At 51.0% G+C, this 18,041-nt stretch carries 20 protein-coding genes; 8 read left to right on the top strand and 12 right to left on the bottom strand.

Annotation, left to right across the window (positions count from 1 at the left end):
- Nucleotides 1-3 precede the first annotated feature (3 nt).
- The 5 genes from H0S68_RS00470 to H0S68_RS00450 all read left to right on the top strand — a co-directional run bounded on the left by H0S68_RS00470 (nt 4) and on the right by H0S68_RS00450 (nt 5,331).
- Complete coding sequence (locus H0S68_RS00470; RefSeq protein WP_128864811.1) at nt 4-1,017, top strand: TRAP transporter substrate-binding protein; 1,014 nt, start codon at nt 4-6, stop codon at nt 1,015-1,017.
- A 23-nt stretch (nt 1,018-1,040) separates the two neighbouring features.
- Nucleotides 1,041-2,912 carry a TRAP transporter large permease subunit gene (locus H0S68_RS00465; RefSeq protein WP_201895863.1) on the top strand — a complete coding sequence of 624 codons (1,872 nt, stop codon included), beginning with the start codon at nt 1,041-1,043 and terminating at the stop codon, nt 2,910-2,912.
- A 24-nt stretch (nt 2,913-2,936) separates the two neighbouring features.
- A complete protein-coding gene (locus tag H0S68_RS00460; protein ID WP_020824707.1) occupies nt 2,937-3,698 on the top strand; it encodes an SDR family NAD(P)-dependent oxidoreductase in 762 nt (253 codons plus the stop codon).
- A 68-nt stretch (nt 3,699-3,766) separates the two neighbouring features.
- A complete protein-coding gene (locus H0S68_RS00455; protein WP_187962106.1) occupies nt 3,767-4,804 on the top strand; it encodes a LacI family DNA-binding transcriptional regulator in 1,038 nt (345 codons plus the stop codon).
- A 104-nt stretch (nt 4,805-4,908) separates the two neighbouring features.
- Nucleotides 4,909-5,331, top strand: coding sequence for an HIT family protein (locus tag H0S68_RS00450; RefSeq protein ID WP_410529087.1), 423 nt, complete (start codon nt 4,909-4,911; stop codon nt 5,329-5,331).
- Between the two features lie 36 nt (nt 5,332-5,367).
- Here H0S68_RS00450 and H0S68_RS00445 read toward each other — a convergent pair whose 3' ends face one another.
- Nucleotides 5,368-5,604: a DUF4282 domain-containing protein gene (locus H0S68_RS00445; RefSeq protein ID WP_020824704.1), complete on the bottom strand. Its 237-nt coding sequence runs from the start codon at nt 5,602-5,604 to the stop codon at nt 5,368-5,370.
- Nucleotides 5,605-5,748: 144 nt separating this feature from the next.
- Here H0S68_RS00445 and H0S68_RS00440 point away from each other — a divergent pair, with 144 nt between their 5' ends.
- Nucleotides 5,749-6,336, top strand: a complete 588-nt coding sequence (locus H0S68_RS00440; RefSeq protein WP_020824703.1) for a histidine phosphatase family protein — start codon at nt 5,749-5,751, stop codon at nt 6,334-6,336.
- Nucleotides 6,337-6,398: 62 nt separating this feature from the next.
- Here H0S68_RS00440 and H0S68_RS00435 read toward each other — a convergent pair whose 3' ends face one another.
- The 10 genes from H0S68_RS00435 to H0S68_RS00390 form a co-directional block, all read right to left on the bottom strand.
- Nucleotides 6,399-7,136, bottom strand: a complete 738-nt coding sequence (locus H0S68_RS00435) for a helix-turn-helix transcriptional regulator (protein WP_410529086.1) — start codon at nt 7,134-7,136, stop codon at nt 6,399-6,401.
- Between the two features lie 881 nt (nt 7,137-8,017).
- On the bottom strand, nt 8,018-8,773 hold the full coding sequence (locus tag H0S68_RS00430; RefSeq protein ID WP_115057931.1) for a nucleotidyltransferase domain-containing protein: 756 nt from the start codon (nt 8,771-8,773) through the stop codon (nt 8,018-8,020).
- A gap of 224 nt (nt 8,774-8,997) precedes the next feature.
- Nucleotides 8,998-9,852 carry a DUF4942 domain-containing protein gene (locus tag H0S68_RS00425; protein ID WP_043140857.1) on the bottom strand — a complete coding sequence of 285 codons (855 nt, stop codon included), beginning with the start codon at nt 9,850-9,852 and terminating at the stop codon, nt 8,998-9,000.
- Between the two features lie 223 nt (nt 9,853-10,075).
- On the bottom strand, nt 10,076-10,444 hold the full coding sequence (locus H0S68_RS00420; RefSeq protein ID WP_142109101.1) for a TA system toxin CbtA family protein: 369 nt from the start codon (nt 10,442-10,444) through the stop codon (nt 10,076-10,078).
- Nucleotides 10,445-10,506: 62 nt separating this feature from the next.
- Nucleotides 10,507-10,842: a type IV toxin-antitoxin system YeeU family antitoxin gene (locus H0S68_RS00415; RefSeq protein ID WP_142109099.1), complete on the bottom strand. Its 336-nt coding sequence runs from the start codon at nt 10,840-10,842 to the stop codon at nt 10,507-10,509.
- A gap of 11 nt (nt 10,843-10,853) precedes the next feature.
- On the bottom strand, nt 10,854-11,333 hold the full coding sequence (gene radC, locus H0S68_RS00410) for a RadC family protein (RefSeq protein WP_047729511.1): 480 nt from the start codon (nt 11,331-11,333) through the stop codon (nt 10,854-10,856).
- Nucleotides 11,334-11,514: 181 nt separating this feature from the next.
- Complete coding sequence (locus tag H0S68_RS00405) at nt 11,515-12,135, bottom strand: hypothetical protein (protein WP_410529085.1); 621 nt, start codon at nt 12,133-12,135, stop codon at nt 11,515-11,517.
- A 27-nt stretch (nt 12,136-12,162) separates the two neighbouring features.
- A complete protein-coding gene (locus H0S68_RS00400) occupies nt 12,163-12,717 on the bottom strand; it encodes a hypothetical protein (protein ID WP_410529084.1) in 555 nt (184 codons plus the stop codon).
- A 247-nt stretch (nt 12,718-12,964) separates the two neighbouring features.
- Nucleotides 12,965-13,855, bottom strand: a complete 891-nt coding sequence (locus H0S68_RS00395; RefSeq protein WP_410529083.1) for a GTPase family protein — start codon at nt 13,853-13,855, stop codon at nt 12,965-12,967.
- 96 nt (nt 13,856-13,951) lie between these two features.
- Nucleotides 13,952-14,809, bottom strand: a complete 858-nt coding sequence (locus H0S68_RS00390; RefSeq protein WP_410529082.1) for a hypothetical protein — start codon at nt 14,807-14,809, stop codon at nt 13,952-13,954.
- A 461-nt stretch (nt 14,810-15,270) separates the two neighbouring features.
- Between H0S68_RS00390 and H0S68_RS00385 the strand changes: the two genes are divergently transcribed.
- Together H0S68_RS00385 and H0S68_RS00380 are read left to right on the top strand one after the other, a co-directional pair.
- Entirely contained in the window at nt 15,271-15,492 is a 222-nt protein-coding gene (locus tag H0S68_RS00385; RefSeq protein ID WP_142109089.1) for a helix-turn-helix transcriptional regulator, read from the top strand.
- 667 nt (nt 15,493-16,159) lie between these two features.
- Nucleotides 16,160-16,780 carry an inovirus Gp2 family protein gene (locus H0S68_RS00380; RefSeq protein WP_410529081.1) on the top strand — a complete coding sequence of 207 codons (621 nt, stop codon included), beginning with the start codon at nt 16,160-16,162 and terminating at the stop codon, nt 16,778-16,780.
- A gap of 181 nt (nt 16,781-16,961) precedes the next feature.
- Here the strand turns inward: H0S68_RS00380 and H0S68_RS00375 are convergent, their stop codons facing one another.
- Nucleotides 16,962-17,876 (bottom strand): restriction endonuclease, encoded by a 915-nt coding sequence (locus H0S68_RS00375; RefSeq protein ID WP_142109085.1) that lies wholly within the window; start codon nt 17,874-17,876, stop codon nt 16,962-16,964.
- Nucleotides 17,877-18,041 lie beyond the last annotated feature (165 nt).

Here is an 18,041-nt window from a genome sequence, read left to right as displayed (position 1 = left end):
CTCATGAAATCAATGACATGCCGCTTAACGCCGCGCCTGTTTATCACGTTGTTATTTATGCTGTTTACCCTGCCGTTGCGCGCCAACGCCGCCGAAGTCAACCTGCGGGTTTATTCATCGTTACCCGACGATGGCTACTCCGCACACGCTATCTGGTTCAACCGTTTCAAACAGAATTTGGAGCAGCGTCTGCCGGGTAAAATTGCCCTCAACTATTTCCCGAACGGCATGCTCGGAAAAGAAGCCGATGCGGTGCAGCAGGTGCGCATCGGCGCGATCGACATGATGATCTCCGGGACTTCCATCTGGGCCACGCTGGTGCCGGAGATCGGCGTGTTGGATCTGGGTTATCTGTTTAATGACAACCAACAGCTGGGCCGGGCGCTCGACGGCCAGGCAGGCCAACTGCTGAGCGCCATGTTGGCCAAACAGAGCAATATCAAGGTGCTGGGTTACGGTTTCAGCCTGGGGGCGCGCAACATTTACAGTAAAAAACCGCTGCAGTCGCCGCAGGATCTTAATCGGATGAAGGTGCGGGTGCTGCCGGCCCCCAATTTCATCGCCACGCTGAAAAGCATGGGCGCTACGGCAATCCCAATGCCCGGCGGTGAGGTTTACTCCGCACTGCAAATGGGAGTGATCGACGGCGTAGAACACGATGCCGCCACGGTGTACACCAGCAAGTATTACGAGATCGCCAAAAACGCCACGCTGACCCGTCATATCTATAACCCGATAGTAGCCACCATCAGCCAGGCGGCTTTCCAGCGCATTCCGCAAGACCTGCGTGACGAGGTGCTGGCCGCGGCCAACGAAGCCACCCTTTATGAACGCAAAATTGCGGCGGAAAAAGAAATTCAGGCCATGGAAAAACTGAAAGCCGCCGGCGTGATTTTCAGCGAAACCGACCGCGGCTATTTCCGCCAGCAAACCCTGCCGCTGCAGGCGGCATTTACCGCTAAGTATCCACAGGCCAAAGCGGTGCTGGACGCCATTCATGCCGCAGCGCAGCCGTAACGCGCCCCGGCGGAGGATTTGCTATGACCCTTCCTGTAACCCTTGAAATGAGCGTGAAAAAAGTGGCTATTCTGACGCAGTTAAGCCGCGGCCTGACCCGCTTTACCGCCTGGGGCGGCGCACTGGCACTGCTGGTGAACGTAGTGGTGGTATTCGCTTCAGTCGTCTGGCGCTACGCGCTGCACAGCCCGATCGAATGGGCTGAAGAGGTGGCGCGAGCGCTGATGGTGACGCTGGTGTTCTTCGGCGTCGCCACCTCCACCGGGCGCGGCAGACACATTGGTGTCGATCTGTTTCTGCGCTGGCTACCGGAAGCCACCCGGCCGTATGTGGTGCATGCCAGCCGCTGGGTTTTGGTGTTGGTGGCATTGGGGCTGACGGTATCCAGCTTCAGCCTGGTCGGCATTTCGCTGCCGCAGACCACCGAGCACGGCCTGCCGCAGGCAATTTTCGTGGTGCCGGTATTTATCGGTGCCGCGGTGATGTTGGTCAGCGCGCTCGACCAGGCCTGCCAGGCGCCGCTGAAAGTGGTGTTAACCAGCGCCGCCGTTGTCGCGCTGTTGGGTGGCGCGGGCTACCTTAGCTTGCATACTGCCACCGGGCTCAGCTCGCTGCCCGCCGCATTGATGCTGGCCTGCTTTATTCTTGGCATTATCTCCGGCGTGCCGATCGCCTTTACCCTCGGAATGTCGGCGATGGTGTTTTTCCTCAGCGATCCGTCGCTGCCGTTCGTCTTCTTTGCCCAACAGGTCACCGCCGGCGTCGACCATTTCGTGCTGCTGGCGATCCCGTTCTTTCTGTTGGCCGGCGCGGTGATGGAAGTCAACGGCATGTCGTCACGGCTGGTTGAGCTGATCGTGCGCGGCATGGGGCGCTATCGCGGCGGCCTGAACATGACGACGATTTTGTCGATGGCGTTTTTCTCCGGCATTTCCGGTTCCAAGCTGGCGGACGTCGCCACGGTCGGCGGCGTACTGATGCCGGCGGTACGTCGGGCTCGCCAACCTGCCGAAGAGTCTGCCGGGGTATTCGCCGCTTCAGCCATTATGGCGGAGACCATTCCCCCCTGTGTAAACCTGATCGTAATGGGCTTTATCGCCAACATTTCGATTGGCGCGCTGTTTATCGCCGGGCTGATCCCCGCCCTGTGCCTGCTGGTATTGCTGCTGATTGCTGCCGTGATATTCGGCAAACGCATCAACGTCGATGACGCCTACCCGGTACGGATGCCGACGCGCCAACTGCTGATCGGCGCCGCCGTCGGTCTGGTCATGATTTTGATGATCGGCAAGGGGGTGGTGGCCGGCATCGCCACTTCCACGGAGATCTCCGCCTTCGCAGTAGTCTACGCCATCGTGGTCGGACGGTTGGCCTTTGGTGAGCTGACGCTGAAAGCTACCCTGAAGCTGTTTGTCGACACCGCCGCGCTGTCCGGCATGCTGCTGTTTATCGTCGCCTGCGCCACCAGTTTGTCCTTCGCTCTGACCATCGAAATGATCCCGCAACAGTGCGCACAGCTGCTGGTCGCCATCGGCGCAGACTACGGTCCGTGGCTGTTCCTGCTGCTGTCGATTGTCATCCTGATTATTTTCGGCGCAGTGCTGGAGGGCGCTCCGGCGCTGATTATCTTTGCGCCGATCCTGGTACCCATCGCCACCCAGCTCGGCTTCAACCCGTTGCACTACGCCATTGTGATGATTCTGGCGATGGGTTTCGGCCTGTTTTCCCCGCCGATCGGCCTGGGGTTGTACACCACCTGCGCCATCTGCGGCGTCCCGATGCAGGACGTGATTAAACCTATGGCCAAATACCTGCTGATCGTGCTGTTTGGCATCATCGTTATTGCGCTGTTCCCGGCGCTCTCCACCTGGTTGCCGACGCGGCTGGGCTACTGATTTTCTCAAGCAAGGAGTCACACCATGTTCTCTGATTTAACCGACAAACGCGTATTGATCACCGGTTCCACCGCCGGTATCGGGCTGGCGACCGCCGCCCTGTTCGCCCGGCACGGCGCCAAGGTCGGCATTAACGGCCTGCGCAGTGAGCCACCGGCAGAGATCGCCACCTTCCCCGGTGAATGCGCATTCTTCTCGGCCGATCTGTCTCGATCCGCCGGCTGCGAGGCATTGGTAGAAGCCTTTGTCGCCCGCTTTGGCGGCATCGATATTTTGATCAACAACGCCGGTGGATTGGGCGGTCGCAACGGGCTGGAGGCGATAGACGACGAGTTTTTTGATCGAGTGATGGATTTGAACTGCCGCTCGGCGCTGATGGTGACCAAATTCGCTATCCCTCACCTGCGCGCTTCGGCTCGCGAGAATGGGACGACCGCCAGCGTCATCAGCACCGGCTCCATTGCTGCACGCGAAGGCGGCGGGATCGGCGCCGGGCTGTATGCCAGCGCCAAAGCCTGGTTGCACAATATCCACCGCAACTGGGTGAAGGAGTTCACCCAGGACAATATCCGTTTCAATATCGTGTCGCCAGGCAGCATCGATACCGCTTTCCATCACGGCAAGAGCGACGAAGTGCTGGGTAAAATGCGCGCTTCCATTCCGATGGGCCGCTTTGGCCGCAGCGAAGAGGTGGCGCCCACCTACCTGTTCCTGGCCTCGCATAACTGTAGCGGATATATCACCGGGCAAATTATCGACGTCAACGGCGGTCAACTCGCGCCCTAAGGGTCTGTGACTCACTTTCGGCCGCGTGATAAAGTCGGGGTAATGGGTTAATGCAAAACGGGAATGTGATGGCGAATATACGTGATGTGGCACGTCATGCCGGGGTGTCGGTCAGTACGGTATCCAACGTGCTGAACGGCCGAGTCGATCAGATGCGCAAGGATACGCTGGCCCGTATTGAACAGGCGATGGCGGCGCTGCAATACCAGCCAAACCGCGCCGCGCAGCAGCTTAAAACCGGGCAGGTCAAAATGCTGGGCCTGCTGGTACCGTCCATCGTCAACCCCAGCTTCGCTGCGCTGGTGCGCGAAATTGAGCTGGCGGCCAAGCAAAACTATGGTTATCAGGTGTTGCTGGGCGATACCCATCGCCAACAGGAAGAAGAGATCCGTTTTCTCGACGATCTGCTGGCGTTAGGCATTCGCGGCGTGGTGGTGGCCTCCACGTTTTACGATCGCCCCCATTTTCGCGATGCCCTGAAACGCGGCCTGGTGATGATTAACTACGACGAGCGCACCCTGGCCGCCACTGGCGAGGCGGCGCTGCCGATCGACAGCGTGTCGATGGATAATTGCGCCGCCGGCAGCATGGCGGCACAGCATCTGATCGCCCAAGGCTGCCGCCGTATCGCCTTCGCTACCGCTTCCGGCATGACCAGCAGCCGCGCCAACAAAATTGCCGGTTACCGGCAGGCACTGGAAAACGCAGGGCTGCCGGCCTGGGTGATCGAAGGCAAGGCGCAGTTCGCCTACGGCGATGCTGAAATGGCCGAGTTAGGCAAGACGCTGGCCGAACAAATTTGCCAGAGTGCCCCCCGGCCGGACGGCATTGTAGCGCTGAACGACATGTTGGCCATCGGCATGATTTCTGCCTTCCAGCGGCTTGGTGTGCGGGTGCCCGAGGATATTTCAGTTGTCGGCATCGATAACATGTTCCTGTCCGAGCTGTTTAACCCGGCGCTTAGCTCAGTGGCGCCGCCGCTGCGCGAGATGGCGGTGAAAATTGTCGATCGGCTGATTGGTCGGCTGGAAAACCCTGAATTGCCGGTGGAGGAATTTTTATTCGCGCCTAGCCTGGTGCGCCGCCAGTCGGTCATTAACACGTAACCTCCTGCGGGGCTACGGCTCCGCTCTCTTCCATACTGAATCCATGCTGCGCTAATGCGCGGCGGGAGCTTCGCTGCGCCCAAAACCGCGGCGGGAGAATAAAAATGAACAATGAATCCTGCGTTTACTGCCATCCAACCAATGAAATCCTGCTGTGGAAAAACCCGCTGTGCCGGGCCATTTTCATTGCCGACAGCCCTTTCCCCGGCTGGTGTCGGGTGGTCTGGCATGAGCATATCGCCGAACTGAGCGATTTGCGTGACGATCAGCGCAACAGCATCATGACCGTGGTCGCTCAGGTTGAAGCGCAACTACGGCAATTGCTGACGCCGGCGAAGATCAATATCGCCAGCCTGGGCACCGCACTGCCCCATTTGCATTGGCATATCATCCCGCGCTACCTCGACGACTCACATTTCCCGGAGTCGGTCTGGAGCCAGGCGCTACGCTCGCCAACGGCGAGAACCGTGCCGGAGAATTTTATTGAATTAATGAGGGAACGGCTGGTGATAACGCTGGGGGAATAACAAAACGCCGGGCATGGCCCGGCGTTTACTACTTAATTAAGGCTTTTCGGCAATCTTGCGCAGGTACTCATTATTTTTAAACGCAATGATGATCATTTCGAAGCAAACGCGGGTGAACACGCCGCCGATAATGATCGCAAACAGGCCGCGGAAGAACTCACCGTAGAACATCGACCCAATCCCGCCAACAATGATGCCCAGCAGGCACAGCCAGTACACGCCGGTGATGATTTTCGGCGTCAGCATCGCATCAAAAAAGAAAATGTTTTTCATTGTAAATCCTTCCTTAGGTCAGTATTTAATTATCCCAGAGGCACCGCATCAGCGCGGCATGCCTTGTTGTCACGCCAGTTATGATAGCGAGTAACGTGACGAAAAGCGCTCAGAAATCAGCAGGCCATTACATAAGGGTTGAGGATGTTTAACAAAATCGGCAACAAAATCCTGGGCGGTTTAGCGGCGTTGCTGCTGCTCAGCCAAAGCGCACTGGCACAGGAAACGCTGATCTTCGTGCGGCACGGGGAGAAACCCGCCAACGACAGCGGGCAGTTAACCTGTAAAGGGCTCAATCGCGCGCTGGCACTGCCGGACGTGCTACTGGACCGCTATGGCAAACCTGATTTTATCTTTGCCGCCGGGCCCAAAGAGAATAAGACCGGCAGTTCGCTGCGAGCGCTGTCGACCATTATGCCCACCGCGGTACGTGTCGGACTGCCGATCGGCATTCAATTCCACGCCGATGACATCGCCGGGCTGCAGCAGGAGCTGCTCAGCGATAAGTACCAAAACTCGCGCATCTTCATTGCCTGGGAGCACAAGAATCTCGATAAGGCAGTGAAGAACATCGTTGCCGCGCGCGGCGGCGACGCCAGTTTGGTGCCCGAATGGCCAGGCAGCGACTTCGACAGCATTTTTGTGGTCACGCTGGATCAGGGCAAGGTTTCGTTCCGACAAGAACGTGAGGGGTTGACTCAGTTGGCGGAGAGCTGTCCTTTCGCGGGGTAATGCCATGCAGTCTTCTGCTGACCCAGAAAGAGGGCTGAAGGCTTCACCACCGGACTTTCGTTTTATCTGCCCGATGTCGCCACCGGCGTAATAAGTTCCAGCTCAACGCCCCGCCGGATGGCTTGGCGAGCGTTACTGACGCCCAATTTAACCACTGTATTACCCATATGAAATTTCACCGTGCTCACGGAAATACCTGAAATAGCAGCAATTTCCCCATAGGTTTTACCCATACTCGCCCAATACAGCACTTCCTTTTCTCGTGGGGTGAAAATAGGCTTCTGTGTGTTCATATTATTTTTCTGCATGCCGGGAATTGCCGATCCGGCTAGACGATACATCTGCTCATTAATATCGATCAGTAACATCTGCATAGTCCCGAGATCGGATGAGATACGTTTTTCCAATTCCCCTTGTACGCGACTGCCTATAACGACAGATAATAGCGCCAGATTGTTCAGATGGTCATGCAACACAAAGGTCAATCCATTAACAATATTGTACCGTTTAGAGAGAGAAAATATCTTATCTATCATCAGAGTAATATTCTCGTCCCATACAAAGGGTGAAGTGCGTTTAGACGCAATCAATACTACCGGGTCAGTGAGTTGGAAATTATTGGTTCGATAGAGATCCAGCCACTCACCCGGATAGCTTGAAATAATAAGTGAATCTGATGGATTGTTCTTTCTGAGAGCGAGGTAGGCATATTCCGGGCTACCGAATGGTAACAACTTCCTATCGATATGATCCCGAAGGGTTTCCGTTATTGTTCGATTTTCATTGAAGGCAGAAAACATACAGGCTCCGTGGCGGTCAGACTTTCCCTTTGGTGATCGAACCTGAACTTAAGTTTAGGTATAGATGGGACTTAAGTACAACTTACGGATTTGGAACCGCAACATATAATGAGTCTCGTTAGGCACTGGAAAAAAAACCTGACCTTTGCGGTCAGGTAGCCAACACAGCCAACACCAGGGAAAAATTTCCGGTCAGACAGGGTATACGAAAAATCACTGCTGACCGGGATCCTTACTTTAACACTGCTAATTTATCCTTTCAAATTCATCTGCGCTGACGCTGTTGACCAGCCCCTGTTTGACTAGACGATCTAGCGTCAGTGCAAAGAATGGTGTTCGCCAGAGATAACGTCTTTGAGCCGAGTCCACTGCGCTATTTTAATTTATTATATATTGGACTATTTTATAAACACCCCAACCATTTAATAATAATCAATTAAGATTACTCATCAACATATATATAAATAAAATAGTGCAATGGAAATGATATAAATTATTTATATATCGAAACAAACAATGGCTAAATATCTTTAAATTTAAAAAATCAACTCCAGCATTCACTAATATCAAACTAATGTCTTGTATTTCACTTATGGGATTGAATATCTACAGGAACCTGTAAATATCTTTATTAGCGGTGCTAGGGTAGCGCCGCACTGATTAAGGAAAGATCATGATGACCAGATCCCCCCTTGGTACTACTGCTTCAACAGGGCAAAAATGCCCGGAAAGCGGCGTTTGGAAGGTCGTGGGCACACCATCAACCACCGCCCCCATCGCGAAAGGTAATACCATGCCGCCCTACAATAATAAGGCGGCTACCTGGAAGTTAACCCAGTACGCCTAAGCCTTAAGTTATAAGCCGCCACTTCGGGGCGGCTTTATTGCTGACGTTCAAGCCAACAAAGAAAGTCCATCATTCGCTCGGTAGACTCAGCGTCATTAGCATTATTGATAGCATGTGCCAGCAGATAATCTATTTCTGTAGCCTTATCAGGATGCCGCGCTAATAATTGCTCGGCATAATCATCAAGCGCTATCGGCCAAAACAGGCTATCAGGATCACGCAGCATATTAGTTGCTCTGATCAGCTTTCTGGCCGCTTCGCGTTTGAGTCGTTGCAGCTCAGCAACCCGAGACCCGCCCGAGATTTTCACACCATAATCTTCCAGCACGGTGCGCAGATCGGCATTTACCGCCCGCGCAATGCGACGATCTGGCCGGAACAGTGGCAATGCGTTGCTTACGTCATTTCCCCAAAGACAGCGGCAATGGTGTTTCAACCAATAGCCCCAGCTATAGCGATTGGCGGGATTTAGCGCTTCATCGAGGGTGCCAATATCAAAATCCACCTTACTGACTATCGTCTGATGTTGCTGGAAATCCTCACGCCATTGCTCAATAAGCGCCAATTCAGCGTCAGTAGCCCGCCGACTCAGCAACAAGGTGATATCCAAATCGGACTCCCCCGGTGTCGCTTGCCCGCGTGCCACACTGCCATAGAGATAAATACAGTGGATCAAGTCGGGGAAATGGCTCGGCAAGCCTGCGACCAACGCTGTCAGCACAGGCGTGAACGCATCCTGCAATGAGAAGTCGGTTACCGTGGGGATAAAGCCATCGCGGCAGAAGGTCATTGGCTGCTCCGAAGGGGTTTACGCTGGAGATCACAGGAGTCGCATAAGAGACTTATTAATATGATATAAAAGGAGTTATTTGAAATGGATAATTAATTAACCCCCATAAGCACCCCCAAATGCTTTGGCTTGCTTATTTTTGTATGAAAAACAGGCAATAAATGACTCATGGATCTTGCAGATTTTACTCCATTTTTGATCCGGTAAACAGGCTCACTTATTGCTCAAAATGAATAGAGGGCACACTCTTCTCGAGCTAACATCCCTGGATAGTGCTTCGCCACGATATCGTTCATTTTCTCCACCAGATCCAAGCGTTTGAAAATCACATGTGCGGTACCTTTCTGAAAATAGCGGATACCAAACAGCTCATCCTCGTAACTCTGCTGACGTGGGTTATCCCGGATATACTCCATTAACCGCACAGAGATATCCCCACGATTGTCAGGAACGGGCTTACCATCCAACAGATACAACATTCGCTCCAAATCAACTAACTGGTCCCGCCGCCAGCCCCAACTTAAGCTGAAGCCCCAACGGTTATGCGTTACCAGATTGTTAACAATGATTTTTTTGCCGAACATACAGGGAATGTTTGTTTTATATTCCCATGATAGTCCCCTGAAAACATTGATAACACCGCGCTCAAATACATCCTGTTTATTCAGATGTAGCTGTTCAAAAGTGCTGAGGATATTGTCTTCATTGATGGCTGGTAGGTCGCCCTCTTCCAAATTTTTATACCACTGTTCGCGAGCTTCAGCATCCATGAGAGCCAGCATGCCAGATTTCATCATCAGATCACGCCAGATACTGCGATCGATATTTCGGGTGATCAACTTTATAGCTTTGTCTGGCACTTCCATTAACCAGCTGTCATAGCGACTCCCTTGCCTCATCGCCCACTCTCCAGCAGTCCCCCCACCAATTGAAGAAGTGAGTGAAGAAATGTCACTGAGCTGATGGATCAGCTGTTCTATCTGTTTCAGAGCGCTATCGCGGCCAGCAACGATTCGCGCTACGCTGGTCGAGCAAATCACCTCGCTATGTTCAACTATTACTTCGGTTTCAGTTTGCATCATCGTAGTCCTTACATAAAAGCAAACACGCCTACCAAATCGGTTAGACGTATTATGCAACAGATAAAAAGGGGATAAAGTTCAGGAAAGATAGTGTGGAAAGCGTTTCGCAAAACTTAGATGGCTAATTGCTTTATTACCTATCGAATGTGAGCTTGCCCCAAAAAAATCAGCCAATCTGGGTAGGCGAGTAATCAGCATACGCGCAGTAATCCGAACAGGCTCATGCCTGCTTTTTTCCCCGGATAACTGAGGTGATGGTCTGGTAACCCATACGGGTCATCAGGCCGGTAGCTCGACGGGCACGGAGAATATCGATAGCCGTGATAAAGGGGGATTGTTCCTGACAGGAGAACCCCCGGCGATCGGTGCGAACCAGACCAAACTTTTCCACTGTGAAATTCAGCGCATCAGCCAGAGAGATCCCGGCGTCAATGTGTTCATGGATAACGGTGTCATCACTGAACTCGGTATCGTTAAGCGCCAAGCCGTAATGCTGCTCCAGCAGATACGTGAGCATGGATTGCCAGACAACAACGGGTGATGGGCAAGCGTAAGCCGCCCGTTTCGGGGTGACAGGTAAGGTCTGCATGTTAGTTATCTCGTAGTTAGCTATATGAAAGGGAAAAATCGATAGATATAAAAGGCGAAGATTTATGCCGTTGATGAGGGCGTAGGATAAATAGCGAGATACACATAACCGTGCGATCCCAGACTATCGGCTTCACAGGTCAAGCCATTGCAATACAACGTGGCGCAATGCTGATAACGGGGATTGAGCTCACCAGAAAGCAGCATCAGTTCCAAATGGTTGATGAACTGCGGAAAGGCGTTATCTACATCACGCAGCTGCTCGTCGCTGAAGGTACCGCTGATATCGGCACGGTCAGCCAGGAAGTGCAGTCGCCCGCCTTCTTGTACCAGGCGGGCGCCAAACTGCGGAGTGACGTTGCGTTTGAGTCCCCAGGCCGGGGCAATGATTGATGGCATCGTATCGCCCCCTATAACAAGCCGTGTTCAGCAAATGAATACACCGACATGCCGCCGACAATACAGTGATCCAGTACCCTGACCTCAACCAGTGCCAGCGCATCTTTAATCCTGCCGGTGATTTGCCGATCGGCAACACTGGGCTCAGCGTGGCCGGAAGGATGGCAATGCGCGAGAAGTACCGCAGCAGCATTGTGCTTCAGTGCCGCTTTCACGATTTCACGAGGGTGTACTTCAGTGCTGTTGATACTGCCGGTGAACAACGTTTCGTGGGCCAATAGCCTGTGTTGATTGTCCAGCCAGAGCACCATAAACACTTCGCGCTCCAGCCTAGCCATGCGCAATCGAAGCCAATCGCTGACGGTACCAGGTGAAGTGAATGAGGCTCCCGGTTCACGCAAATGGGTCTCCAGCAAGAACAGGGCGCGTTTGATAGTACGTTGTGTACTTAATGGCAGTTCAGTGACTGCCGGGGATAAGGTTAAGTTCATGAGGTTATTCCGTTGTTTTCAGTCGTTCATAGGCATGATGTCACTGCATTCAGGGTTCATTGAGCGGTAGCGCAGGAGACGATTTGAAATAGGTCATCTCAGCGCCTAAAAACCAAAAACCCCGTCGCGATCGGCGACAGGGCTCTAAGTCAGTAGCAAACTGATAGCGGTAATCGATCAGCTAGAGATGATCAACAAGACGCTTGAGTGGTGATAGCTGACTATCACCTGATTTGATGTCGCATGATGTGGTCTTGGCATTAACCAATGCCTTGCCCAGAGCGGGTGTCAACAATTTCGCCGGGTATTGGAAGCTGTACGCCAGAGGGACATGATCGAAGCTGCTGTCGTTGTGGTAGAAGTGAAAAACAAAGGTCCCTTCCTTACGCTTCTGCATGGCAGAAACCGCCTGTGCCAAATTAGCCGTCAGAAGGCTGTCCATCAACGTATCGGGATGATCGATACTGATGTTCATTTGATGGGCCCCGGCCGGGTAATACTGCAGAGTCATTCCCGTTGCCCCCACGGCCTTATCGCCATAGATATCTTTCAGGTAATACATGATGCCCAGACGTGCTTCATCGGCGTTGCAGGTGAGCCTGAATTTCTCAGTAACCTTTCCCTTCTTCCCCGTGATGATAAATTCATCAACGCCATCCATAATACGGTCATGCTCAACCTGTACGCTGTCAGCCACCACATTCCGGTATTCTATCGGCTTGGGATCATAAGCCGCTGCGCATGCGGCCTGGCTCAACAGAGCGCTGACCAGCAGGGTAAACATCATTATCATTTTTTTCATGTTCATCATCTCCTTGATAAAAATCACTTATTCCTGCTCCGTTAGCGTGACGTAAATATTCCCGCCTGAGCGTACTTCTATCGTCAGCGGTTCTTTTAAGCCGGTATTCAGCAAAGCCTGAGCCTGATAAAAACGCCCTGCCACCTCCTCCTTGATATCTGTGATACGGATACAGTGCTCCTCTATGCCCTGACGCTGCAGGATTTTAGTGACCACCGGGCAAGCGCTTTGCGCCAGCCGTTCGGTACCTGATTGCGTTTTAAAATGATTACCGGCCACGGCTGACAATACGGTGCAAATCAGCCATACCTGTAACAAGCGCCAGGGTTTCCCCTGACGCTCGTCACGTTGCCGCAGGTAAACCATCGGTAGCAGGAACCATCCCAGTGAAGGGGCCATTTTCTCCTGTTTCATCAGGCTCAATCGGTCGAGTAGCACCCAGACCAGGGAGCAAAGCATATAAAGACCCAGCGCAACTTTCTGTGGGAGGAAGATAGCGGAGAGACCCCAGATAACAGGAAGGCCAATGGATAAACACCAGGCGTAGGTGTCCTGTTTGAGAAACGGATAAGGTTTCAACATAGAGAAATATTCCTTTATTAATAATCAATTAGAAAACAGTGGGATTGAACGACCTCCCCCGCGAGGGGATCGTATCGGGATGTAAAGAGGAGGGATAATCGTTAGTGAAGATCAATAAACCGAAACCGATCGTTGAAATCTATCGTTAAAAACGATCATTAAACTTTATTTAATAGCCAAAAACTATAGCAAATCTATATTCGATCGGCGAAACAGATCGAACACAACGCAGGTTTCTCGGCATACGTTAAAAGAAGCGATGCCAAAGCAATTTGGCCAGAGAGATCAATCGATAACGGATCCGTGTTAACCAGGCTCTGAGTGTATGAGACTCCAGCAGGGCCTCCACGCTGTTGTCAAAGATTTCACCCACAACACGGGCAAAGCCCTCCTGTGCCGTGGTGGTCACCTTCTCCGTCCGATACACAGGATCAAGCTGACGGGTGACCCCACTGCTGGCTTTGTCGGGTAAAGCGGTGATGAGGGTTTCGACCCACTGAGATATGTTGAAGCCTTCAGAAGCAGAAACCGCCAAAACAGGATGAATGGGAGAAAATACGGTATTCACCTGAGTCACTTTCTCCTGTAGGTTCTGCTGCTGTCGCAGAGAAGGTTGGTGAGTTGCAGTATCCCATTCTCGGCAAGGCTCTATTTTATCAGCCTGGCTGAGGACGAACAGAAACCGGGTGGGATCTCCCCCTTGGGAAACCAACTGCCGGTAACACCGGATATCGTCATTCCAAGCACGATCGTCAGCTTTCAGTACCCAGACAATCAGGTCCAGCTTATTCAGCCTATGTTGGTACAAGCGGGCATACATCTTATCAAGCGTGGGCGTTTCACCGATTCCTGGGAAATCAATAATGTTGAGAACATGCAGACCATCAGAGGTTTTGTACTGCTGAGCACGACGGGTACACCCCTTTACCGCATCCACATTAGCGGGAGGGGACGTAAAAAGCGTATTACATAGGCTGGATTTACCCGCTCCCGACTTTCCCATGATGCCAATCACAGGTTCGTAGTGAACACACTGGAGCAGACGTTCGACCAGCTCATCCGACAGAACGCCGGGGAGACGGGATAGGGATTGTTTCGTGACCTCAGGAATTTTCCCGATAAGGGTACTGTCTGACACATCGACCTCCGTGAATTAGATAACCAGGCGGCAGCGGTACTGACTGCCGTATTCATGAAGGTAATGTCTGTCTGAAAAATCATTGAAATTGCAGGATTAACGCTGCCTGATGTGTTCCAGTCCCTTGAGGAAAAATCTTTCTTTGTTATTGCCCACTCCCACACCGGTGAATAAATAATTCGCGCTGCCAAACCTCTTCATCAGAGGTGGTGAGATTAACCTTTGCTTCAGCGAAACCGGGTTACGTAATACCGGGATAAAAAAGCCACCTGAGTCTTTATGCTGATGTTGTTTTTCAAATATTAGCGCGGCCCCGATATACTTGTCTGAAAAAATTCTTTCCGTTTTCCTTTTAATCATATCCGCCTGCCTGAGGTAGCGGATGTTAAAGAAATCATAACGCCCATCATACTTATCCCATAACGCCTCCGTCACAAGCAGCGGCAAATAGGTTGTCTGAGAGTTACAGAGCAATGACGTTTTTTTCTTATCTTTGATAATCCATCCCCTGAAGCACGTTTTCAAAAAAACAGTGCGATACTCACTGTCAGGTTCCCGAATATATTTATTTAAAGCTTCCAGGTAAAAGTCAGCAGAAATATTTTCATGGGCTTTTTGTTCTAACCAGGAAAGGAAGTTTTTTGCCTTCTCCTGAGGATTAGTCATTGGTTGCATAAAAAAGTTAGCCTGAAGCTCAGCGTCTGCATCATAGTTAACGCTGGCATAGGCGCTCAGTATTTCTTCTCGCGGAGTGAAGTTTTCAAAGATGGTGAACTGTGCTTTTAGCCGGGATGAGGTATCCCCTGTTTCCACCTTCTGCCTATGCATTTCCTCCCGTATCAGCGACTCAAGGTAGGCAGACCTTTTCATCCCCTTTTTTTCTGCCGCGTTCGTTGCCCACTCGTATAAGCGCGTATCAGAAGTATAAGCCGTAATTTTGTGCTTACTCGCCATATATCAGCATCCCTCAAGGAACAAAAAACAATCACAAGTAGGTTACTTCATTAAAAGTACCACTTCATTAAGTAAGTTACCACTAGTGAGCCACTTTTAAATAAAGTGTTTATATTCAATAAAATACAAAAACAAGTTGTATGACGCTTTTTAGCTGTACATAACTTGAAGGCCTGAGATCACAACCGGAACAATCTGGCCTAAGAATGTCTTTCTGTTCTGTAACTCGAGCACCTGGTCATCCACCGAACATATCTTCCTGTGGGAAGTTCGGGTTCTGGACATCTGGCAGGGCGCATCCAGACAAAGGGAGACTCTTTCCTGGAAATGCCTGACAGGCAGGGCCCTCCAGAGTACGCATTATTTTTTTACACAGCCCTCCATCACCTGAGGAAGGCTGCAACACAACACTGAGAACCAGTCATTCCTCCTTTCACTTTTAACGTAAAGGAGATATCCCCATGAACACATCCCCTGCTCTGCTGAACGACCAGCTTGTCGATATGACATTCATTACGACCTACACTCAATGCAGTGATAAATGGTTTTACAAACTCATCAGCGAAGGACGATTCCCCAAACCCATCAAGCTGGGTCGCAGTTCCCGCTGGCTAAGGAGCGAAGTGGAAACCTGGATGCAACAGCGTATAACTGACTCGCGTGGTAACTGCGTAGGTCTGTAAAAAAGAAAGGCTGTGCCATCACCAGTGATGGTCTGGCAGAGGCCAAAATGGATTGAACAGGAGTGGTTTAATGAGCGCACCCGTTTTTTCAGAAAACAAGGGTTTATTTTATGTTTTTAATTGATAACCCTGGAGTAAAAGTTAAACATCATAAATATGTCTAACCTCGCTCTACAAGGCACTATAAACAAACCCCATCCAATCTCAATACAGTATATATATTACATATACAGTAAAATACACACAAAGATATGCATAGACAAATCAATAAACACATAACAACCAATTACGGAGTGGTGGAATTAAAACCATCATATCAATCTTGTTATCAATGATATTAATGGCGTATTAAAATAGACACGCATGAAATATTATAAGTAGACAATTAAAAATATCATCATTAGTGACAGTATAGTTTACATCTCGTAATCGCCATTAAATCATCATGACCACAAATCACTAAAACCACCTCTACTAAGCATCAAGGAAATATCAACCAGCAAGAGCATTCATTGTCAAGTTTCACATTATCGACAGTTGATACAGACCCTACGGCACCATGCCTTTCGACCTAATGACACCTTAACTCTCATTCGTGCATCCCTCACTGCCATTTGCTCTGGCAGGGCCTGCGTACGTCTGAAATATGCCCACAGGAGCAATCTTCATGACCAACAGTAAATTTGGCCCCTTGAACTCTGACTATATGAGTCGTATTACTGAAATCATCAACAAAGCAACAAAAGCCCACGCCAGAACATCCGTTTTCACCTTCGTACTCAGACTGCCTGAGTACCGCGATACAGGTGACAGTATTGCCTGTGCCCCTAATCTGAAGACCGGTTTAATGGAACGCTTCACAGGAGCGCTGAGGGCGCGTATAGCAGCCCATCAGCAACGACGTAAACGGGAAAAGTCCCAGGTATGTCCAACAGACCTGAGATACCTCTGGGTACGTGAGGTGGGGAGCAGCGGTAAATCTCACTATCACGCAGCGATATTCGTTAACAAAGATACTTTTAATGGTTTAGGGAATTATTCGAAGGAAGACCATAACCTAGGGAGCTACATCTGCGAGGCTTGGCTAAGTGCATTAGGTCTACTCGACTTTCCTGAGTACAGAACGCAGGTTTCCTTCAACAACACGCCACACTATCTGGAGAGTCTTCGGGTGGACCGCTTTGGGCAACAGTACCTGGGGTTACGGAGACACTTGAGCTACTTTGCCAAAGAACACACCAAGGCCTACAGCAAGGAAGACCGTTCATTTGGGGGGAGTGTCAGATAAGCCAACAGAGCGTAGGGGATACACCCTCCCCTACAGTGATGAAATTCATTTTCCTCCTGTTCAGGGTTACCCTAGAGGCATACAGCTCGAGTCAAGCATTCAGAAGCACAAAGACCAGCACTCAAAGAAAAATCTTTCCAAACAAATAACCGGAGCTGCCGCTCCGGCTGGGATTCACTCATTACTCAAAGTAATCCATATCTAGTTTGGGCACTTTAACCAAACGGGAAGAAACACCGACTTCGTTCTCAATCATCAAATGAACCAGACGTTCGCCATCAACCAAAACCATGCCCTCAACAGAATGGGAAAAATCTCGCGCCTGAGAAGTAAAACCGGAAGTGGTGATAAACACACCACGTTTGGCCTTTTGTCCCGCCAGCGCACCATAAAACGCCTGGAGTTCCGGACGGCCAACTGTGTTCTGCCAGCGTTTGGCCTGTACGTAAACCTTTTCGAGTCCCAGTTTATCGAGCGAAATGATACCGTCGATGCCACCATCACCGGTGCCACCCACGCGTTGTAGGTCATCCCGATGTCCGCCATATCCCAGACGATGAAGAACATCTAGGACGATAACCTCAAAACGTGCCGGGGAGACTTGCAACAGATTTTCTAACAGCTCATCAGCAACCGCGTCCCGCAGCTCTTTTAACGCCTGATCAAGTCGATCATCCGGGCTGCTTTTTGCCAGCTCTTCCTGGTTCAGTACCGCTGGTCTTGGATCAAGATCGACAGCATCTGGCTGCTGTTTTAGCTTCACGTTCATGAAATTAAACGCCAGATGGTTCACTTCCTCGTCAGTGAGTGGCTGGGTATGGGCGTGAACCCAATTAACCCCTTCTGGCGTTAAGCACCACTTTCCTCTGGATAAGCTTTGCGATAAACCGGCTCGCTTCAGGCGGTCATGTGCCCAACCAGCCCGATTTTTATAAACTAACTGACCGCTGGCAATCACTTCTGCTCGCTGATTATCATCAAGATTAAGTGCATCAGCAGCGGCTTCGTGCGCATCGCGAGCCGGTACGCCATCGGGTTTACCAGCCAAGAAGCGGAGTACAGGTTCAATAAATTTATCGTAAGTAGGAACGGCCATAGAAACATCCCTGATAAAGGTTTTTGGTGAATCGATTGTTTAAACCAGCCATCTATAAATTAGTTGCTTGCTAAGCACTCTGGCATACTTCCATCACGCGATGGGAAGTGAGTATGTACACCATTGTTATCCATTTTACCGACTAGAGGAAAATATCACTCCCCA

It is taken from the genome of Serratia sp. AXJ-M, from assembly GCF_046531865.1.
Lineage (GTDB): Bacteria > Pseudomonadota > Gammaproteobacteria > Enterobacterales > Enterobacteriaceae > Serratia > Serratia liquefaciens.
The sequence above is the reverse complement of the archived record's forward strand: the minus strand, read 5'-3'. Positions and strand labels throughout refer to the sequence as shown.